The 16,188-nt window shown below is 43.7% G+C and carries 15 protein-coding genes and 1 pseudogene; 8 read left to right on the top strand and 8 right to left on the bottom strand.

The window, feature by feature from the left end; translation table 11 throughout:
• Positions 1 to 123 precede the first annotated feature (123 nt).
• The 4 genes from T494_RS13370 to T494_RS0104720 all read left to right on the top strand — a co-directional run bounded on the left by T494_RS13370 (position 124) and on the right by T494_RS0104720 (position 3,985).
• Positions 124 to 1,752, top strand: a complete 1,629-nt coding sequence (locus T494_RS13370; protein ID WP_051540086.1) for a histidine kinase — start codon at positions 124 to 126, stop codon at positions 1,750 to 1,752.
• Entirely contained in the window at positions 1,733 to 2,521 is a 789-nt protein-coding gene (locus T494_RS0104730) for a response regulator (protein ID WP_028505304.1), read from the top strand. The genes T494_RS13370 and T494_RS0104730 overlap by 20 nt, the downstream gene beginning before the upstream one ends.
• 292 nt (positions 2,522 to 2,813) lie before the next feature.
• Complete coding sequence (locus T494_RS0104725; protein ID WP_028505303.1) at positions 2,814 to 3,329, top strand: hypothetical protein; 516 nt, start codon at positions 2,814 to 2,816, stop codon at positions 3,327 to 3,329.
• Positions 3,330 to 3,478: 149 nt separating this feature from the next.
• A complete protein-coding gene (locus T494_RS0104720; protein WP_028505302.1) occupies positions 3,479 to 3,985 on the top strand; it encodes a hypothetical protein in 507 nt (168 codons plus the stop codon).
• A gap of 424 nt (positions 3,986 to 4,409) precedes the next feature.
• Here T494_RS0104720 and T494_RS13790 read toward each other — a convergent pair whose 3' ends face one another.
• A complete protein-coding gene (locus T494_RS13790) occupies positions 4,410 to 4,616 on the bottom strand; it encodes a hypothetical protein (protein WP_155984039.1) in 207 nt (68 codons plus the stop codon).
• 280 nt (positions 4,617 to 4,896) lie between these two features.
• Here T494_RS13790 and T494_RS0104710 point away from each other — a divergent pair, with 280 nt between their 5' ends.
• Positions 4,897 to 5,925, top strand: coding sequence for a DUF3592 domain-containing protein (locus T494_RS0104710; protein WP_028505301.1), 1,029 nt, complete (start codon positions 4,897 to 4,899; stop codon positions 5,923 to 5,925).
• A 555-nt stretch (positions 5,926 to 6,480) separates the two neighbouring features.
• On the opposite strand, the gene T494_RS12305 is transcribed toward T494_RS0104710, so the two are convergent.
• From T494_RS12305 to T494_RS12290, 7 genes and pseudogenes are all read right to left on the bottom strand, one after another.
• Positions 6,481 to 7,761, bottom strand: a complete 1,281-nt coding sequence (locus tag T494_RS12305) for a Na/Pi symporter (protein ID WP_242836385.1) — start codon at positions 7,759 to 7,761, stop codon at positions 6,481 to 6,483.
• 49 nt (positions 7,762 to 7,810) lie between these two features.
• Positions 7,811 to 8,338 (bottom strand): annotated as a pseudogene (locus tag T494_RS13615) (response regulator transcription factor); the annotation flags it as partial.
• 483 nt (positions 8,339 to 8,821) lie between these two features.
• Entirely contained in the window at positions 8,822 to 9,265 is a 444-nt protein-coding gene (locus T494_RS14330) for an ATP-binding protein (protein ID WP_081777221.1), read from the bottom strand.
• Between the two features lie 743 nt (positions 9,266 to 10,008).
• Entirely contained in the window at positions 10,009 to 10,782 is a 774-nt protein-coding gene (locus tag T494_RS0104695; protein ID WP_242836384.1) for a YdcF family protein, read from the bottom strand.
• Between the two features lie 275 nt (positions 10,783 to 11,057).
• Positions 11,058 to 11,867, bottom strand: coding sequence for an MBL fold metallo-hydrolase (locus T494_RS0104690; protein WP_028505299.1), 810 nt, complete (start codon positions 11,865 to 11,867; stop codon positions 11,058 to 11,060).
• Entirely contained in the window at positions 11,867 to 12,382 is a 516-nt protein-coding gene (locus T494_RS0104685; protein WP_155984037.1) for a NifB/NifX family molybdenum-iron cluster-binding protein, read from the bottom strand. Before T494_RS0104685 ends, T494_RS0104690 begins: the two co-directional genes overlap by 1 nt.
• 3 nt (positions 12,383 to 12,385) lie before the next feature.
• Complete coding sequence (locus tag T494_RS12290; protein WP_051540082.1) at positions 12,386 to 12,871, bottom strand: ATP-binding protein; 486 nt, start codon at positions 12,869 to 12,871, stop codon at positions 12,386 to 12,388.
• Between the two features lie 580 nt (positions 12,872 to 13,451).
• On the opposite strand from T494_RS12290, the gene T494_RS0104670 reads away from it, so the two are divergent.
• The 3 genes from T494_RS0104670 (at position 13,452) to T494_RS13365 (ending at position 16,186) form a co-directional block, all read left to right on the top strand.
• Complete coding sequence (locus tag T494_RS0104670) at positions 13,452 to 14,399, top strand: helix-turn-helix transcriptional regulator (protein WP_028505297.1); 948 nt, start codon at positions 13,452 to 13,454, stop codon at positions 14,397 to 14,399.
• A gap of 177 nt (positions 14,400 to 14,576) precedes the next feature.
• Positions 14,577 to 15,617, top strand: a complete 1,041-nt coding sequence (locus T494_RS0104665; RefSeq protein ID WP_028505296.1) for a nuclease-related domain-containing protein — start codon at positions 14,577 to 14,579, stop codon at positions 15,615 to 15,617.
• Positions 15,618 to 15,724: 107 nt separating this feature from the next.
• Entirely contained in the window at positions 15,725 to 16,186 is a 462-nt protein-coding gene (locus T494_RS13365) for a hypothetical protein (protein WP_051540080.1), read from the top strand.
• Positions 16,187 to 16,188 lie beyond the last annotated feature (2 nt).

Here is a 16,188-nt window from a genome sequence, read left to right as displayed (position 1 = left end):
AGCGTCCGTATGAATAATAGCGGGCGCTTTTAATTTGTTTTTGGCGGGCATCTTTACAATTTTATATTTTTAAGGTATAATAAAGCAGATAATAAAAACATAAGCACAAGGCGAGGTGAGAGGGTGAAAGGTAAAAGAAAAAAGCGCAGACTGCTTTTTCAGATAACGGCTATCGTACTGCCACTGTTCGCAGTTATGACGGCAGCAGTAGTCTGGACTGTATACCACAGCATGCTCAAGGGTTATCTTGAAGCACAAAATGACCATATTGAAGATGTGATGACACAGACGCTGGGCTACATGCCTTTTGTTGCGGGGAAAGTCCTTGATCAGGATTCTAAGGACTGGATATTTCAGCATATGGAAGAATACCGCATCGCCCTTCACGACGAGGTGACAGATGAAGAACCAGAAAAGCTGAAGGCGTACTTAAAAGCCGATAACAAGTATGAATACAGCTGGTTTGAAAATATGCCTGAGGATATACGATACAGCTATATAAGACAGCATCTCAACGGAACAAAGAACATACTTTACAATCACATAAACAACAGCAGCTTTGACAGTATGTTTATCATGGATATGCAGCAGCAGTACCGAGGGCTTATATTGATTGACTTTAACAGGAACGAGCAAAATGATAAAATGGGAAGCTACCTGGAGCTTGACCTTTCAAAACACCCTGTTTTGGAAAAGATGCTTGATTCAGACTCAGATAAGATCGTATTTGAAAGAGCGACCGACTTCCCCAATGCCGGCAACTACTACATAGGCTACAAGCCTGTGATAATCGGCGGCAAGACAAGGGCGGTAGTGGGCATAACCTACAATTGGGACGATTTTCGCAGCACCCTCACGGGAATGATAGCAAAAGCGCTGATAATAATCATAAGCGGTATCCTCATCGTGCTTATGGTCCTTCTCATTTTCCTGTACCGCAAGGCTGTCAAACCCATCAATGCGATACAGGACGGTCTGCTGGATTACTCTGCTGACAAGGATCCGAAAGAGATAGTCAAAAAAATGTATACGATCAAAGAGAAAAACGAGCTTGGCTACCTTGCTGATGTTATTTCGGATTTTACCCTGGAAATAGACTTCTACACCCGTGAAAATCTGCGTACACAAAAGGAACTGTATGATGCAAAGCTGCAGATAATGGTGTCGCAGATACGTCCGCACTTTATGTACAATGCTCTGACATCTATTGCAATGATGTGCGAGCTTGACCCGAAGACTGCCAAGGAGGCGACTATTGCTTTCTCAAAATATCTTCGCTGCAATATGGATTCTCTCAGTCAGACAAAGACAGTGCCTTTTGAGCAGGAGCTTAGTCACCTTAAAAACTATCTGTTCATTGAAAAGCTGCGGTTTGACGATCTGTTGAACATTGAGTATGATATTCAGGTGACTGATTTCAGAGTTCCGCAGCTGTCAATACAGCCGCTGGTTGAAAATGCTGTCAAGCACGGTGTGGGGATGGCTGAGGACGGCGGTACGGTAAAAATTTCCACAAGACAGACCGATAATGCTTATGAGGTCATAATCTCTGATGACGGAGTTGGATTTGATGTGAACGCTCCAAAAAAGGATGACGGACGCTCACACGTGGGAATGGAGAACACAAGAAAACGCCTTAAAGAGATGTGCGGTGCGGACATAATCATCACCAGCAAGATCGGCGAAGGCACGACCGCAAGGGTCATAATACCAAAGGAACGGAGAAACGAAAATGAGGATACTGTGTCTTGATGATGAGCCTTTAGCTCTGAAAATGCTGGAACAGGCGGTAAAGGCTGCTAAACCCGATGCTGACATCTCGTCATTCAGAAAGCAGGCAGAGCTTATAGATGAAGCTGAAAAAAACGGATGTGATGTGGCGTTTCTGGATATACATATGCGTGGCATAACAGGCGTTGAGGTCGCAAAGCGGCTGAAAGGGATCAACCCGAAGATGAATATCATTTTCGTGACAGGCTTTTCAGAGTACAAGGGCGATGCTATGGATATGAAGGCAAGCGGATACATTATGAAGCCGGTAACTGCCGATGAGGTCAAGGCAGAGCTTGAGGATCTGCGTTTTCCGCTGGTGCCAAAAAGCAACGCACTTTTGCGGGTGCAGTGCTTCGGCAACTTTGATGTTTTTCTGCCAAGCGGCGAGCACGTCCGCTTTGAAAGAAGCAAGTCAAAGGAGATATTCGCATTCCTCGTGCACCGTCAGGGCAGCTCGTGTACTATTAAGGAGATAGCGGCGGCACTGTTTGAGGACGAGCCGTATGACAAGAAACAGCAGAACTATATGCAGCAGCTCACTCACTCGCTTATGAAGAGCCTTAAAGCTGTCGGGGCAGAGGCTGCGGTAATCAAGGACTTTAATGCGCTCGCCGTTGACCCGAAAGCGCTTGATTGTGATTACTACCGTTTCAAAGAGCTTGACGGCGGTGCGGTAAACGCCTATCAGAACGAATATATGAGCCAGTACTACTGGGCAGATTTTCTGTTTGATGAGGATCTGTATTAAACATGGTACTATGCACTCGCATTGTAAAAAAATGCGGGTGCTTTTTTGTTTTAAAAAAATATTTTATTTTCATTGAGATCTGTAAGTAGTTTGTAAGAGGCAGTGTGATATACTAAAATCACAGCAAAGGTAAAACCCCATAAAACAGGCAAAAACAGACGGTCAAAAATTTTTTTGAAAAACATGAAAATCTGTAAGTAGTTTGTAAGAGGTGCTGTGATATACTAAGATCACAGCAAAGGGAAAGACCCCGAAACAACAAATGATATAAAACCGAAAAGGAGAGATCACTATGAAAAAAACAAGAATAATCGCAGCAGCTTTTGCAGCAGTAATGACAATGACAACGACCGCAGCTATCAGCGCATCGGCAGAAAGCACAGAGATCAAGTCCGACGAGTTCGTCTGCATCTGGGACGTCCCGGAGGAAAAAGTGCCTTCGCTCTTTGAGCAGGTACAGAAGTGGATAGATCAGATCACACAAAAGAAAAACGAGCCGCAGAAGAAGAAGCTTGTTGATCTGAGTCAGCCCGAAATAGAACAGCTGATAAAAACAGAATACAATATGACATTGATACAGTTCTATAATGCGGCGTTTTATCTTCGCTCCTGTCAGAGGTATTATTTAACCCTTGAGCAGACAGAGGTCAATATCCGTGACGGAATGAGAAGAGCATCACGCTTTAACTGCGAGCTCACATGGAACGAGGATATGATAAGGTTTCTGAAGGACTACTGGGACGAATTCTCAGAATATGTACGCACCAGAGATCTGAAACTTGAAAGTATCAATGTTTATGATAACTAAAAGTAAACAAAGATAAAAGATAGGAGAAAAAATTCGAAAAACGAAAAAAACTGTAAGTAGTTTGTAAGAGGTGCTGTGATATAATAAAGACACAGCAAAGGGAAAGAACCCTAAACCAAAAAACTAAAAAACGAAAAGGAGAGATCACTATGAAAAAAACAAGAATAATCGCAGCAGCTTTTGCAGCAGTAATGATGATGACAACGACCGCAGCTATCAGCGCATCGGCAGAAAGCACCGAGATCAAGCCCGAAGACTTCGTCTGCACCTTGAACGTTCCGCAGGAAAAAGTGCCTTCGCTCTTTGAGCAGATCCAGAAGTGGATAGATCAGATCACACAAAAGAAAAACGAGCCCCAGAAGCAGGAAAACAAAGCCCCCGAAAAGCCATGGCTGCCGAGTATGAACGCTTTACAGGTGGAGAAATACATCAAAAAGAACTATAAAATGGATAGGAATAAGCTGATTCAGGTTTTAGTCGATGTGAGGTTATACAAAAGATATAATAAGTCTCAGGCAGAAATCATACGGGAGATCAGAATACAGATACAGTCCGTAAAAAACAGAAACATGACGCCTGCATGGAATGAGGATATGATCAGATTTATGGTAGACTTCTGGGATCAGATCGATTCACTTTTGGATCAGCTTAGTTAACTTTAAATAAGCACTAAAAGAATTACTAAGAGTTAATAAAGATGATCGACAGGAGACAAAAATACAGATCAAAATAATTTTTTGAAAAAACAAAAGATCTGTAAGTAGTTTGTAATAGGCGATATGTTATTATATGATCACAGAAGAAAAACAACAAACAACTTAAACGAAAGGAGGAAAGAATATGATCACATTTTGTTATGTAATGCTCGGTGTAAGCACAACAGCATATATCGTGGGAGGCATCATCTCGACAATCTTCGGATAATAAGCACAACAAACTGAAACTAAAGGAATGCAACAGTGACAGTAACAACGACGATCAAGAGCTTATCGCAGTCTTTGAAAAGAAATAAAAGGCTGTCAACAAAAAACTCCCGCTCCTGTAGCGGCGTTCCTTCAGGGACTCACTGTCCGCCGGTACCTAAAGAATAAAGGCTTCAATGTTGATGATCTGCCCGCAAACTCTATTCTGATCACCGGTCGGGCATATAACGATCTGGAAATTGGACACGTCATTACAGGCATAGGCGGATACGCCGCCGCTCACGCCTCCTATAAGGGTATAAACATCGACTCTCTGCTGATAGATGAAAGAGAGGTCACATTCCACCACGCAGGTTTCAATCAATGGGGGGATGAGGACTGGAACTACATTGAAAGCGGAAACATCGTATCATTCAACACCGACAAGACCTCATGGGATTGGCTGACAAACCCGATAATCTGCTGAACCGAATAATAACAGCCTCCTCCGTGACCTTTGTGTTAGTTTAAATAAAGACATCACCCGTACCGATAAAAAAGTGCGGGTGATCGTCTTTTTTGTAAGCAGTTTGTAAGTGGTGGCGTGTTATTATATAGATACAGAAAAACAAAAACGCAAAACACAAAGGAAAAGGAGAAAATCAATGACTATCGAAAACAGATTTGCAAGATTTATGAGAAACACAGGTCCGGCAAGGATGATGGTTCCGCTTGGTCTGATACTTATTATATTCAGCGTGGTTCTTTTCAGTTTCAACACCGATAAGTACGCCGAGACCACGGGTACGATAACCTCTGCGGTGCAGTCCGATGCAGGTCAGGAAGACGAAAAAGGCTATGATGTGAAGTTCACATTCACCGTTGACGGCAAGCAGTACGAGGACGAGTTCACAAACCTCAGCGGCAGTTTCGCAGCCGGTGATGCTGTCAAGGTTTTCTACGATCCTGCTGACCCCTCAAAAACTGCAAGCAGCAGGATGAACAAGCTGATACCTGTTGCGATCGCAGGTGCGGGAGTTCTGGCTCTTGCGGGCGGTATCGCTCTGACAGTAAGAGCTTTCAGAAAGAGCAAGGAGCTTGACAAGACTGCTCCGGCGGCAGATGTGCAGACTCAGGCGCAGCTCGATGCTCTCAAAACAGCTGATGGCGTGAACGAGTATTACTTCCGCTTTGACGGTCACAGCTTAAAGCCGGGTTACATTGTTGAGGACGCAGACAGAAACATCCTGTATGAAGGCAAGATGCTCAAAAACTCTCTGGTAGGTGCAAGAATCTACGAATTTACCGACCACAGAACAGGTCTGAGCGAGCAGCATGAGGTCGGTCACGTTACAACGTCTTCGCTTAACGATGAGATGTTCTCGGTAAAGTCATCGTTCAGATTTGACGGTGAAAAGGTGTGGGATCGCCTGCACGGTCAGGGTATACGCCTCAGCACCAATATGCACAGCAGATTCCCATACTTTATTTATGATGTTACAAAAGACGGCAAGGCACTTGCAAGGATCGAATCGTGCAGCGTGTACATTCACGAGGACGACGAGGTCAAGCACAAGGTCAAAATACCAACAGGCAATATGTACTACCGCTTCTGGACAGCCTCTGATGACCTCAGTTCTCTGTTCCTTTTAATATTTGCGATCTCCGAGTGCGAACAGACAGTTGTTGAATAAACCCTGTATCGGCGGCTGAAGTATCTTAAACAAAAACAGGATCGTCAAAAATTGCCTGCAAAAGAATAACTGACACAATAACGCTCGGGTATAAGACTCCCGGGCGTTAACTGTTGATCAGCTATTTGCGCTTTGATGAATAAGCAAAGCTATAGCGCAGCAAAAAAGCGTCTCACTTTGTGCAGGACGCTTTTTGTCTGTTAAGCTCTGATAATCTTCTTTGGGGGTTTCACACGCAGGGCAAGCAACATAATAGCAGACATTATTCAGGGGAAAACAGCAGGGTAATATACGAACAACGCTCGGACAATAGCAAAAAAACAAAGGCGGGAGCTGCGCAGATGCGCAGTCTCCCATCGTTTGACTTTTAGGGGTAAGGTCCATCATAAGGTCCACAAAGCACTTTTGGGCAAAAAAAGAACTCGCAAACAACCTGTTTGCGAGCAAGAATGTATAAGTAATATCAAAGCAACGGCGAAGCAGTTAGCAAATACCAGGCAGGTAACAGCTGTGAAACAGGCAAGAGCAAACCTTTACGGTTCCCTTTGTTTACTTTCATTCCGCCGCCAGCCTGTATTTCTGCCCATAAGCAGTATAGCTTTCTATAAACCGGGGGGAACGTTCCGCTTTCAAGCCACTCAGATAATCATGGCTGTTCATACTGGACTTTGAGATCTGAATGATGGACACAGCTATATTCGAGCAATGATCGGACACCCTCTCGCAGTTTATCAGCAGGTCTGACAGATAAACGCCGAGCTCAGGGCTGCATTCACCTTTGCGAAGCCTTTGGATATGTTTATCCCTGATAGCAGCGGTAAGATCGTCGATCACTTCTTCCAGCGGTTCAACATTCATGGCAAGGTCAGTATCATTATCCATAAAAGCTTTTACGGTAAGACCTGAGATCTCGGTCAGTGCCGCAAAAAGCGTGGCGAAATCGGCTTTTGCATTTGCGGAGAATTCCTGATCGCTTTGTTTCATCTCCTGCCCGATCTCGATCATATTGATAGCGTGATCGCTGATACGTTCAAAATCACTGATGCAGTGGAGAAGCTCTGTAACGATACGGCTGTCCGGATCGGTCAGACTGACCGAGGAAAGCTCCAGCAGGAATGTAGACAGCTTATCCTCCATCTCATCGAGCATCTGCTCCTTATCCTCAACGCTCTGTACCGCCTTTTCGTTGATGTCAAACATCGCTGTCAAAGCTTCATGTAAGGCTTCTTTTGCACCGACCGCCATTTCGACAGTTCTTTCTCTGCACTGTGAAACTGCAAGGGGCGGTGTGGAGATCAGGCGGTTGTCAAGCAGCACACTGGTCTCTTTCTCCTTTGTATTCGGTATGATCTTGTTTGCCAGCTTCACGAGCTGATCTGTGAACGGCAGAAGTATCAGCGTGGTAACAATGTTGAATATTGAGTGAACAGCGGCAATTTCCACAGCACTGATAGACTTGTCCACAAAGCTGAAATGAACGATCGCATCAAGTCCGTAGAAAAATGCAAGGCAAATGACCGTACCTATGATATTGAACGACATATGCACGACGGTAACACGCTTTGCGTTCTTGTTTACACCGATAGATGACAGCAGAGCGGTCACGCAGGTACCGATATTCTGTCCCATGATGATAGGGATAGCCATCCTGTAGGAGATCGTGCCTGTCAGCGACAGCGCCTGCAAGATGCCCACGGATGCTGCCGAGGACTGCACAGCAATGGTGATACCTGCACCGAGGGCAAGGCTCTTGAACGGATTGGAGGTCATTTTTTTGAGAGTCGCTTCCAGCTTGCCGCCTGCGATCTTCTCCAAGCTCTGTGACATAACGTGCATGCACGTCAAGAGTACGTCCTGTGCTGTCATGTCCCCATATCCTATCAAGTATGTCATCACGCCGAAGCACGATCTTAGGATTTCTCAAAAACAATTTCAGAAGCTCATATTCCTTAAAGGTAAGCTCCACAGGCGTGCTGCCTGCGGTCACTGTCCTTATATCCTCAGACATAGTAATGTTCTCAAAATTTATGATATTGCCATTTTTGTCCTGAACACCTCTGAGCCTTGCTTTCACACGGCTGACCATTTCCATAACGCTGAACGGTTTGCACATATAATCATCAGCTCCCAGGTCAAGCCCTTTCACACGGTCAAGCTCGGTGGATTTTGCCGAGATGATGATAATGGGTATTCTCGAACAGGCAGGATCGCTGCGAAGCTTACCAAGTATCGTAAGCCCGTCATCGCCCGGCAGCATAATGTCCAGCAGTATCAGATCGGGCGTGCGTATTTTGATCGCATCATAAAAGCCGTTAGAGTTTTCAAATGACTGCACTTCAAAGCCGTTCTTTTCAAGGGCATAGCTTTCCAGCTCTCTGATGTTCGCCTCATCTTCAACTATGTATATAAGCATTTCATCACACTCCTGACTATAATAGTATAGCATGACAATGTAAAGTTGAACAGTACCACAATGTTAAACTCATGATAAATCGTAAAATGCCTCCGCACGTTGCATATTCCGTTCAGCGAGTGCACATAAACCGTTCGTTTTGTGCATGGTTTCCGCTGAAACCGTGCACGGAGAATGCTTGAATTGTGCATGAAAAACGTACGACTGAATATTGACAATCAATCTATGCCATGGTATCATTAATATGTTTTTAATCCTACAGGAGGATAAGGCAACGCAGGAGTGTGACCTGAGCGCCTGATGCGGGGTTTAGCAAGGAGAGTGATGCCGGGTGCGTCACTCTTTTTTATGCCTAAGCATAACCTCACTCTCCTTGGAAAACCTTAATGCGTTAAACTCATGACCAACGCAAGTAGGTCCGTTCGGTGCACCTAAGGTGCCTTATTTCTTTTCTTCGTTTACACCTTTTCTCTTTCTCATTGATTACTCGCATTCAATTACGATGCGATATGAATCATGAACGATACGGTCACATATGGCATCAGCAATGATAGGTGAACCAATCTTGTCACGCCAGACGGGTACATAAAACTGCGAACAAAAAATCATTGATCCCTTTTTGTAACGAGCTTCAGCTATTTCGAGAAGATCTCTTGCTTCTGATTCTTTGAGCTGATACAGCAGCCATTCGTCAAGTATAAGCAGCGCAGGCTTTTTGTACTCCGGTTTTGCCGCATTTGCAGGAACGATAGTATCTGCAAGCTGTTTGTCTGACATTCCATCAGGCAGAGGATAGCTCAATCCTTGTGCAGCAGCAATGCTCAGAACCTTGATGACAGTAGTTCTTGAACATCCGCAGGCACCTGCGATCTGTGCTTTGTTAAGCCCGAGCCTGCTGAGCCTCAGGATCTCACGATAATTGGTCATTTCTATGACCTCCTTTTGTTGAATTCACGCAATTTGCGTGTATCAACATTTTACCGCAGGATCTTTTGCCGTTCAACTATATGCACAATGGTGCGGCGAGCATGCACGGTTTAAGCGTTTTGTATGCACAATTCGTGCGGTTTTAACGCTCGTTTTTATGCGGAATATTCATAACACTATTCTATCGTGAAATCGAGCTCCTACGCAATCATTTTCTGCTGCTGTTCACTTCGTGCGATGAAAGTGTTCATTCTCGCCGATGGCACTGTTCAACTTGTGCGGCAACTGTTCATTTTGAAGCGACATATTCACTCGCAAACGCCGTGTTTGCGAGCAGTTATTATAGGTTACAGACAGGTGATGATTCGCCGTGACACAAAGAAATCCGCCCTTGATAATTAACCAAAGGCGGCCAAGCGTGGTACACGCTGTGTACTATGCGGCAAACGGGACTTGAACAGCGTCCGAGGGCTTTTCAAAGTCCTTCAAATAGCGCAAAAGCGGCGGTTTTACGAAGCTTCCCGATTGCCTGCCTGTTGTGATCTCTGCTGACTTTTAGCCGAATCAAAAACCGATAAGCGTCAAATAAACGTCAAGGTGCAGGAGGTACAAACAGTCATAACATATCTGAACATCAGCCGTTTTTCGAGGCAACAATGGTCATGATTTTTGCGATCTAAGGTCATTTTTGAAATAAAACGGTGAGCATTTTTTCTTCACTCAAATGGCTATTTTACCATAAGCTATTTCAGCGGCGGAAGCGAATGGATATCATAGTTATCGTAGTAGATATCGAACGCTGTTTTTACGTCGCCTGACAGCTCGATGAGCGCACCTGCCTGGAACATTGCCGAAAGCGAACCGGAGGGCGCTTTCCACGCAGCGTTTGAAACCACCTCAAGCTTTTCGCTGCCGGCTTCGCTTGCACGCAGGATCGACACTGCCCTGAACAGCAGCTCTCCCGTTGCGATGTGATAGTCGCTCGAAACGATAGCCAGCTTTTTTACCGAGGTGTATTTCGATGTCAGTATATCGTAGGTAAATATTGCATTCTGCGCCGTTGTTATCGAGTTATCCTCGATGATGATGCGCTTTTTGTCTATCCCTTGCTGCTCTAACCACTTTGCCATTTCGCCTGCTTCCGATGCAGCTTCGTTTTCCGATGCAGTGCCGCCGCCGGTGCAGACAATGTACGCCTTAGGGTACTTTTTCGCACTGTTCAGGGCGACGGTCAGGCGCTGTATCAGCTCGTCCTTCATCGTGCCGTCGGCCTTGAGCTGAAATCCGAGGACGACTATGCAAAGCTCGTCCGTATCAGGCAGTCCGTCGGGGAGAACATCGTAATTAAGATGTTTGCCAAGGTCGTCCGATGTCCAGATGTCCATTATGTTTTTCCAGCGTTTGCCCGCAGATGTGTCGCAGGCAGAAAGCTCACCGAGCAGGGTGTCTATCTTATCCTTTGCCTTAGATCCGTAGCTTCCGTAGTCAACGACCATTTCCTCGACTATCTTATCCACACCCCTTTGGTCTGACGAGGTATGTGATAAGTCGGCAGAAGATACGGCTGCGGAGCTTTCGCCTGAATCTTTGGACGAGCTGCTTGCACAGCCTGTGAGTTGAACGCACAGACACAGGGCGAGCAGAAATGATATAAAATGTATATGTGGTTTTCGTTTCAATGGGTACACCGCCTGTTCGTTGTGATAATACTATTATAGCACAATTTGGCGGCAGGTTCAAGAGAAAGATCCCTGTCAGGCAAGATGTTAAAACAAAAAGCGATCCATTTTTGTCAGTTGACAGATTCGCCGCTGTGCAGGGCAATGAGTTTATCGCCCATGATCTGCTTCATCAGATCAAATGCAGCAATGCCTGTGCAGTGACCGCTGTAAAAGACAGTATCAAGCTGTGAAAGCTCCTGCGCTGTCTGAATAATAACAGCTTTCTCTTCTTCGGTATGCTCGCCCTCACGCTTCATCATATGGAATCCCGTGATAACGTAGTCGGGATAGCTGTCAAACAGCTCCTTATATTTATCAAGTATATTGAGTATGCCGTTATGAGCGCAGCCCGACAGCAGCCAGCGTTTGCCGTTTTGCGTGATAACGAGGCATTGCTCATGAATGAAATCATCAGGAACTATTTCACCGTTTTTCATACAAGACAGCCTCCTGTTCCCCTGCGGATAGCACCGCCTGCCTTTGATACCGCTGAACAGGAACAGCTCATCATCTATCTTCAAATCGCCTTCAATAAAGCGTACATTTGTCAATTTGAGTATATCAGTATCAATGCCGATATAGCGTTCACCGTTGTAATGCGGCTCGGCTGCTGTTCTTTGCAGGATGATCTGTGCAGTGTTATTGAGCTTTGAAAAGGGCAATATACCGCCCGAATGGTCATAGTGACCGTGACTGAGGATAACAGTATCGACGGCAGACAGGTCAATATCAAGAGCTTCGGCGTTCTTCACAACTGCGTCCGTCTGCCCTGTGTCGAGCAGGAGTTTATGCTTTTGTGTCTCGATATAGATGCATAGTCCGTGTTCTGCGATACACTTTTCATTGCCGCAGGAGTTTTCTACAAGTGTGACTATCTTCATCAGTGATCACCGCAGCTGTGGCTTGCACAGATATGACCTATGCCGTGTTCGTGGTGATGATCGCAGGTCGGGTTATCGTTCTGAACAAGTGTGTGTGCAAGGAAAGCCTTCACCGCTTCATCGGCACTGCCCGAATTGCCGCCGTAGAGGGTGATGCCAGCCTCCTGCATAGCCATCTGCGCACCGCCGCCGATGCCTCCGCAGATAAGAACGTCAGCCTGTGCATTCTTCAGAAATCCTGCAAGTGCGCCGTGTCCTGCGCCCATTGTTCCAACTACCTGCTCATTGATGATCTTGCCGTCGGCAACGTCATAGAGCTTGAACTGCTCTGTTCTGCCGAAATGCTGAAAGATCTGTCCGTTTTCATAGGTTACTGCGATTCTCATAATACTGCTTCCTTTCCGTGCGATCTCCTCCGAGATCGTGTTATCAAGAGTATAATTTCCGCCTGAAATGATGATGCGTCTGCCCTCGACCAGAGCAGCTGCGAGCGTCAGCGCTTGGAAGAACAGCACTCTTTACTTTGAGTAGAATCTCTGGTTTCTGCTTGTCGGTTTATCCGGTATCTCCATAAACAATTTGCCCTGCTCAACGAGTGGGATAACATACTTATTGATAGCATAAGTTGCAGATCTTATCCCAAGAAATTCAGTGATCTCTTTTCGGCTGCGTGGTGTTTTACAAAATTGCTCAAGGGTAGGCTTATCCGCATTATTCTCCTGCATTTTTGCTTCTTCTTTAAGATGGAACGTAACGCAGAACTCACCACGGATAACTGCAAACTCAGGCTGAGGTAAACCATGCTGTTCAAGTTCGTTCCTTATTGTAGGTATACCGCTGTAACGATTCTCTGTAACTCCCATAAGCTCCAGAGCTGTGGCAAGTACAGGATTTCTTGTATCAGGCTGTGTTTTACCGAGGTCATCAAGAGTTAATCTGCCATACAGACCACCCGGATTTTTGATCTCAAGCCTGTCACTGAACACCATTATCTGAATCGGCATGCCCTCTGTGTGAATACTGTAATCACGGTGAACAAGAGCATTCAGTATTGCTGCGCTTGACTTCTATCGTCTGAAACTCTGCTTTGACATTTACTATTTTCTCAACAAGTTCCTTCAATCCTGCTTCATTCATTGAAATCACCTCTTTTGATTTTAAGTTTAGCACAAGAAACTTAAAATATCAAGAAAAGATTTAAAGTTTAAAGGTGTAGATTTTAAGTTTTAAGGTCGAAATTTAAAGTTTCAAACGAATATTTTAAGTTTTAGAGTCGGAGTTTTAAGTTTTCAAAGTAAAATTTAAGGTTTTGAGGGTACATTTTAAGTTTTAAACCCCGAACACGGCAATGTCCTCAAAAAGAATACTGACCTTGTCGATCTTCTTGTTGGTGTGATAGTATACCTCTTTGTGCGGATATTGTCAAGCTAGAATCAAGCCGGGTATCGTGGCACAATGTTAACGTGCGATATATCGCTCGTCAATATGTAGTTTATATTTCGATTTGGATTAATTGACTACATTGCTGGTTTATGTTATAATGCTCTTAACAGATAATCCCAAGAGATAAAGGAGGTATGCTTAATGGAAATAAGTGATATTCGCACTAAAGAGAACATCAAGGCATTACGAGAAGCATATGGCTTAACTCAGGAGCAGCTTGCAAAGAGGTTCGGCTCTGATGATCATCAATACATCTCAAACTTTGAAAGAGGTAAAAACAAAGTGGATGATGAAACAAAAGTATTATATATGAAATTCTTTGATGTTACCTTAGAAGAACTTGTTTTTAGTGACCTATCGAATTACAGATTTAATATTGACACCAAATTAATAAAGGAATCATTGAGGAGTTGTTTCCCGATATTTGTTGACGATAATGCATTAAAAAACGAGCCATTTTCCATTGCATATCTATTACAACAAGAGTTCTATACCGCATGGGAAAGTATGCCTTTTGAGCAAATACATCATGGAGCTAGTTTTCCTGTGTTTGTAAATGATAACACGGACAAATTCCATGGTATTATGGCAAGCCTTGAAGAATATGAGAATATTATGAACAACTACCTTCTGTCATATCAACAAGAGTCGGAAGAAATCTTTATCGCTTCGAATTACATTTCATTTTACTATTTTCTAAAATGCGTGGAATCAGCTTTAACCGTATTAACAGATAAAAAAGCGCTTTCATATAAAATATACAAAGATTATAAAATAGACCCAAGTTTAATCGATGAAATGGCTGCTGCTTTCACAACAGAGCTTGAACGCTTTGTTCCAATCGATTTTAGCATATTAGAAGAACCTATATATAAAAGTGCTTTTGACGAAATGATGATACAACTAAAGAAAGAACCTACATTTGCTGATCTTGCAGATTATTATGACGCATTAACCTTTTTCTTTATAAAACCAGGAGGAACATTTTTTAACCAAGACGGATATAAAAGATTAGAAAAGCTAAGCTCTTACAATAATAGATATGCAAAACGATATTTACGTTTCAATCCAAATCCGGCAAATTGCTAGTAAACATATGTGGCTGACCGTTGCGCAATAAATCATTGCTCGACAACAAACAAAGTAGATGCTATACTAAACTTAAAGGATATCCTTTATGATTAGTATGGCATTTTTATTTATGTGCACAAGTAGAATTGCCGGCAGTTAGTTAAAGAGATGACGATGTTGAAAAGGATGAGTCAAATGAATATTGCAGAGAGAGTAAACGAGATAAAGTCGCAAATCAGCGCATTCAACAAAGACACATACACCAAGTCAGAGTTATTACCCGAGCTTCTTAAGCTTCAAAAGGAAATAGTCGATCTTACTTTCAATTCCCAGCACGCTGAAAAAGGCAATCTTAGACTATGGGACGTTGTTGAACATATGAAAAAACTCAACGATGAGCGCAACGGCGCTGCGGACACCCTGCTTGAAAAGTTTATCCAGAGCAGCAAATCTGTGGGCAATAAAATTGCGGCTGAGATCTCAGGTAAATACGGCGAGCAAAAGGTTTTTCGGGCATTGGAGAATCTTGGCTGCGAGAATGCTGTGCTTAGAAATGTTGAGCTTGAATTTGACGGAAAACGCACGGAGATCGACGCTATTGTTTTTACCAACAAGGCTATATTCATTGTTGAGATCAAAAACAGCAAGAAGAATATTTTTATTGATGAGCAAGGCGGTTTCTACAGGATAGGCAATTGTATGCATTACGATGGCAATATAGCCGAAAAGATGGACGAGCGTGAACATCTGCTGAGAATTGCTTTAGAGAGAGCCGGTGTTGAACGTCCGAAGATATTTAAGGTTATAACCTTCACCAATCCTTATATTGATGTCGAATGCAAATACCACTACATAAAAACCTGCCCGTTCAATTATCTCCCTGTATTTATTGAAAAGTTTACGAGCAGTCAGTGGTATTCATACGAAAGTATCTGCACGATGATGGCAGCGGTAAACGAGATGAAATGTGCCGATCCGTATCAGATGCCTGTTGATATGAACGAGTACAAAGCTATCTATGCTAATCTTGTAGCAACTTTGGAAGCAGCTGAAGAACCGGACAGTGTCGAAACAACAATTCAAGTAGAAACACCCCCTCCCATTGTAGCCAATAACAATCCGAAAAGCAAAGGTAAACTCATCCTCAACATATTAGGGAAAGGTGTAGAGGTTGCAAGTATTGCGTTTGCAGCTTTAAGCCTTTTCAACTTTGGTCTCGGTAAGATAAAGAAATAGCCTGTTCCCTAAATCGGAATCCATTTTTATAATGGCTGATCCGAGTATGTTATATTATTATCAAACAAGCAAACAACGTAAATCGTATCTATGAAAGGAGAGTTTTTATGTCTTGGGATTATGCAGATATGTCTAAACAAATAAGCGAAGCCGGAGGACCACAAGCGTTCGTTGACCAAAAAGAAGAAAAAGGTCGTCAAAAAGGCAGAGATGAAATGAAGCCAGTGGTTATTATAACTAGTATTGTCAGCCTCATAGTCGGAGCAGCCGTTCCGAAGGTTTACCACTTTTTTAAAGGCAAAAGAGCCGCGATACAAACTGAAAGCGAAAACGCTAAAGCCGAGATTATCAAGGGCATCGAAGATTACAACAATACACTTCAAGATAATGAGCAAGCACTGACACAGGACGAGGAGGACGATGAGTATATGGATTACGATGAAGAAGTATTTGATGATGCACAAGCTATCAGCGTTGATGAAGCCGCACTAATCTGGGCATCTAACGGCAAAGACGAGGACTATACATATGGTTACTCTGAAGATGAGCTTGAACAAGCTTTGAAATAACA

Source organism: Ruminococcus sp. FC2018, from assembly GCF_000621805.1.
Taxonomy (GTDB): Bacteria; Bacillota; Clostridia; order Oscillospirales; family Ruminococcaceae; genus Hominimerdicola.
Note: the sequence above shows the minus strand (reverse complement) of the source record. Positions and strands in the feature narration are given on the sequence as shown.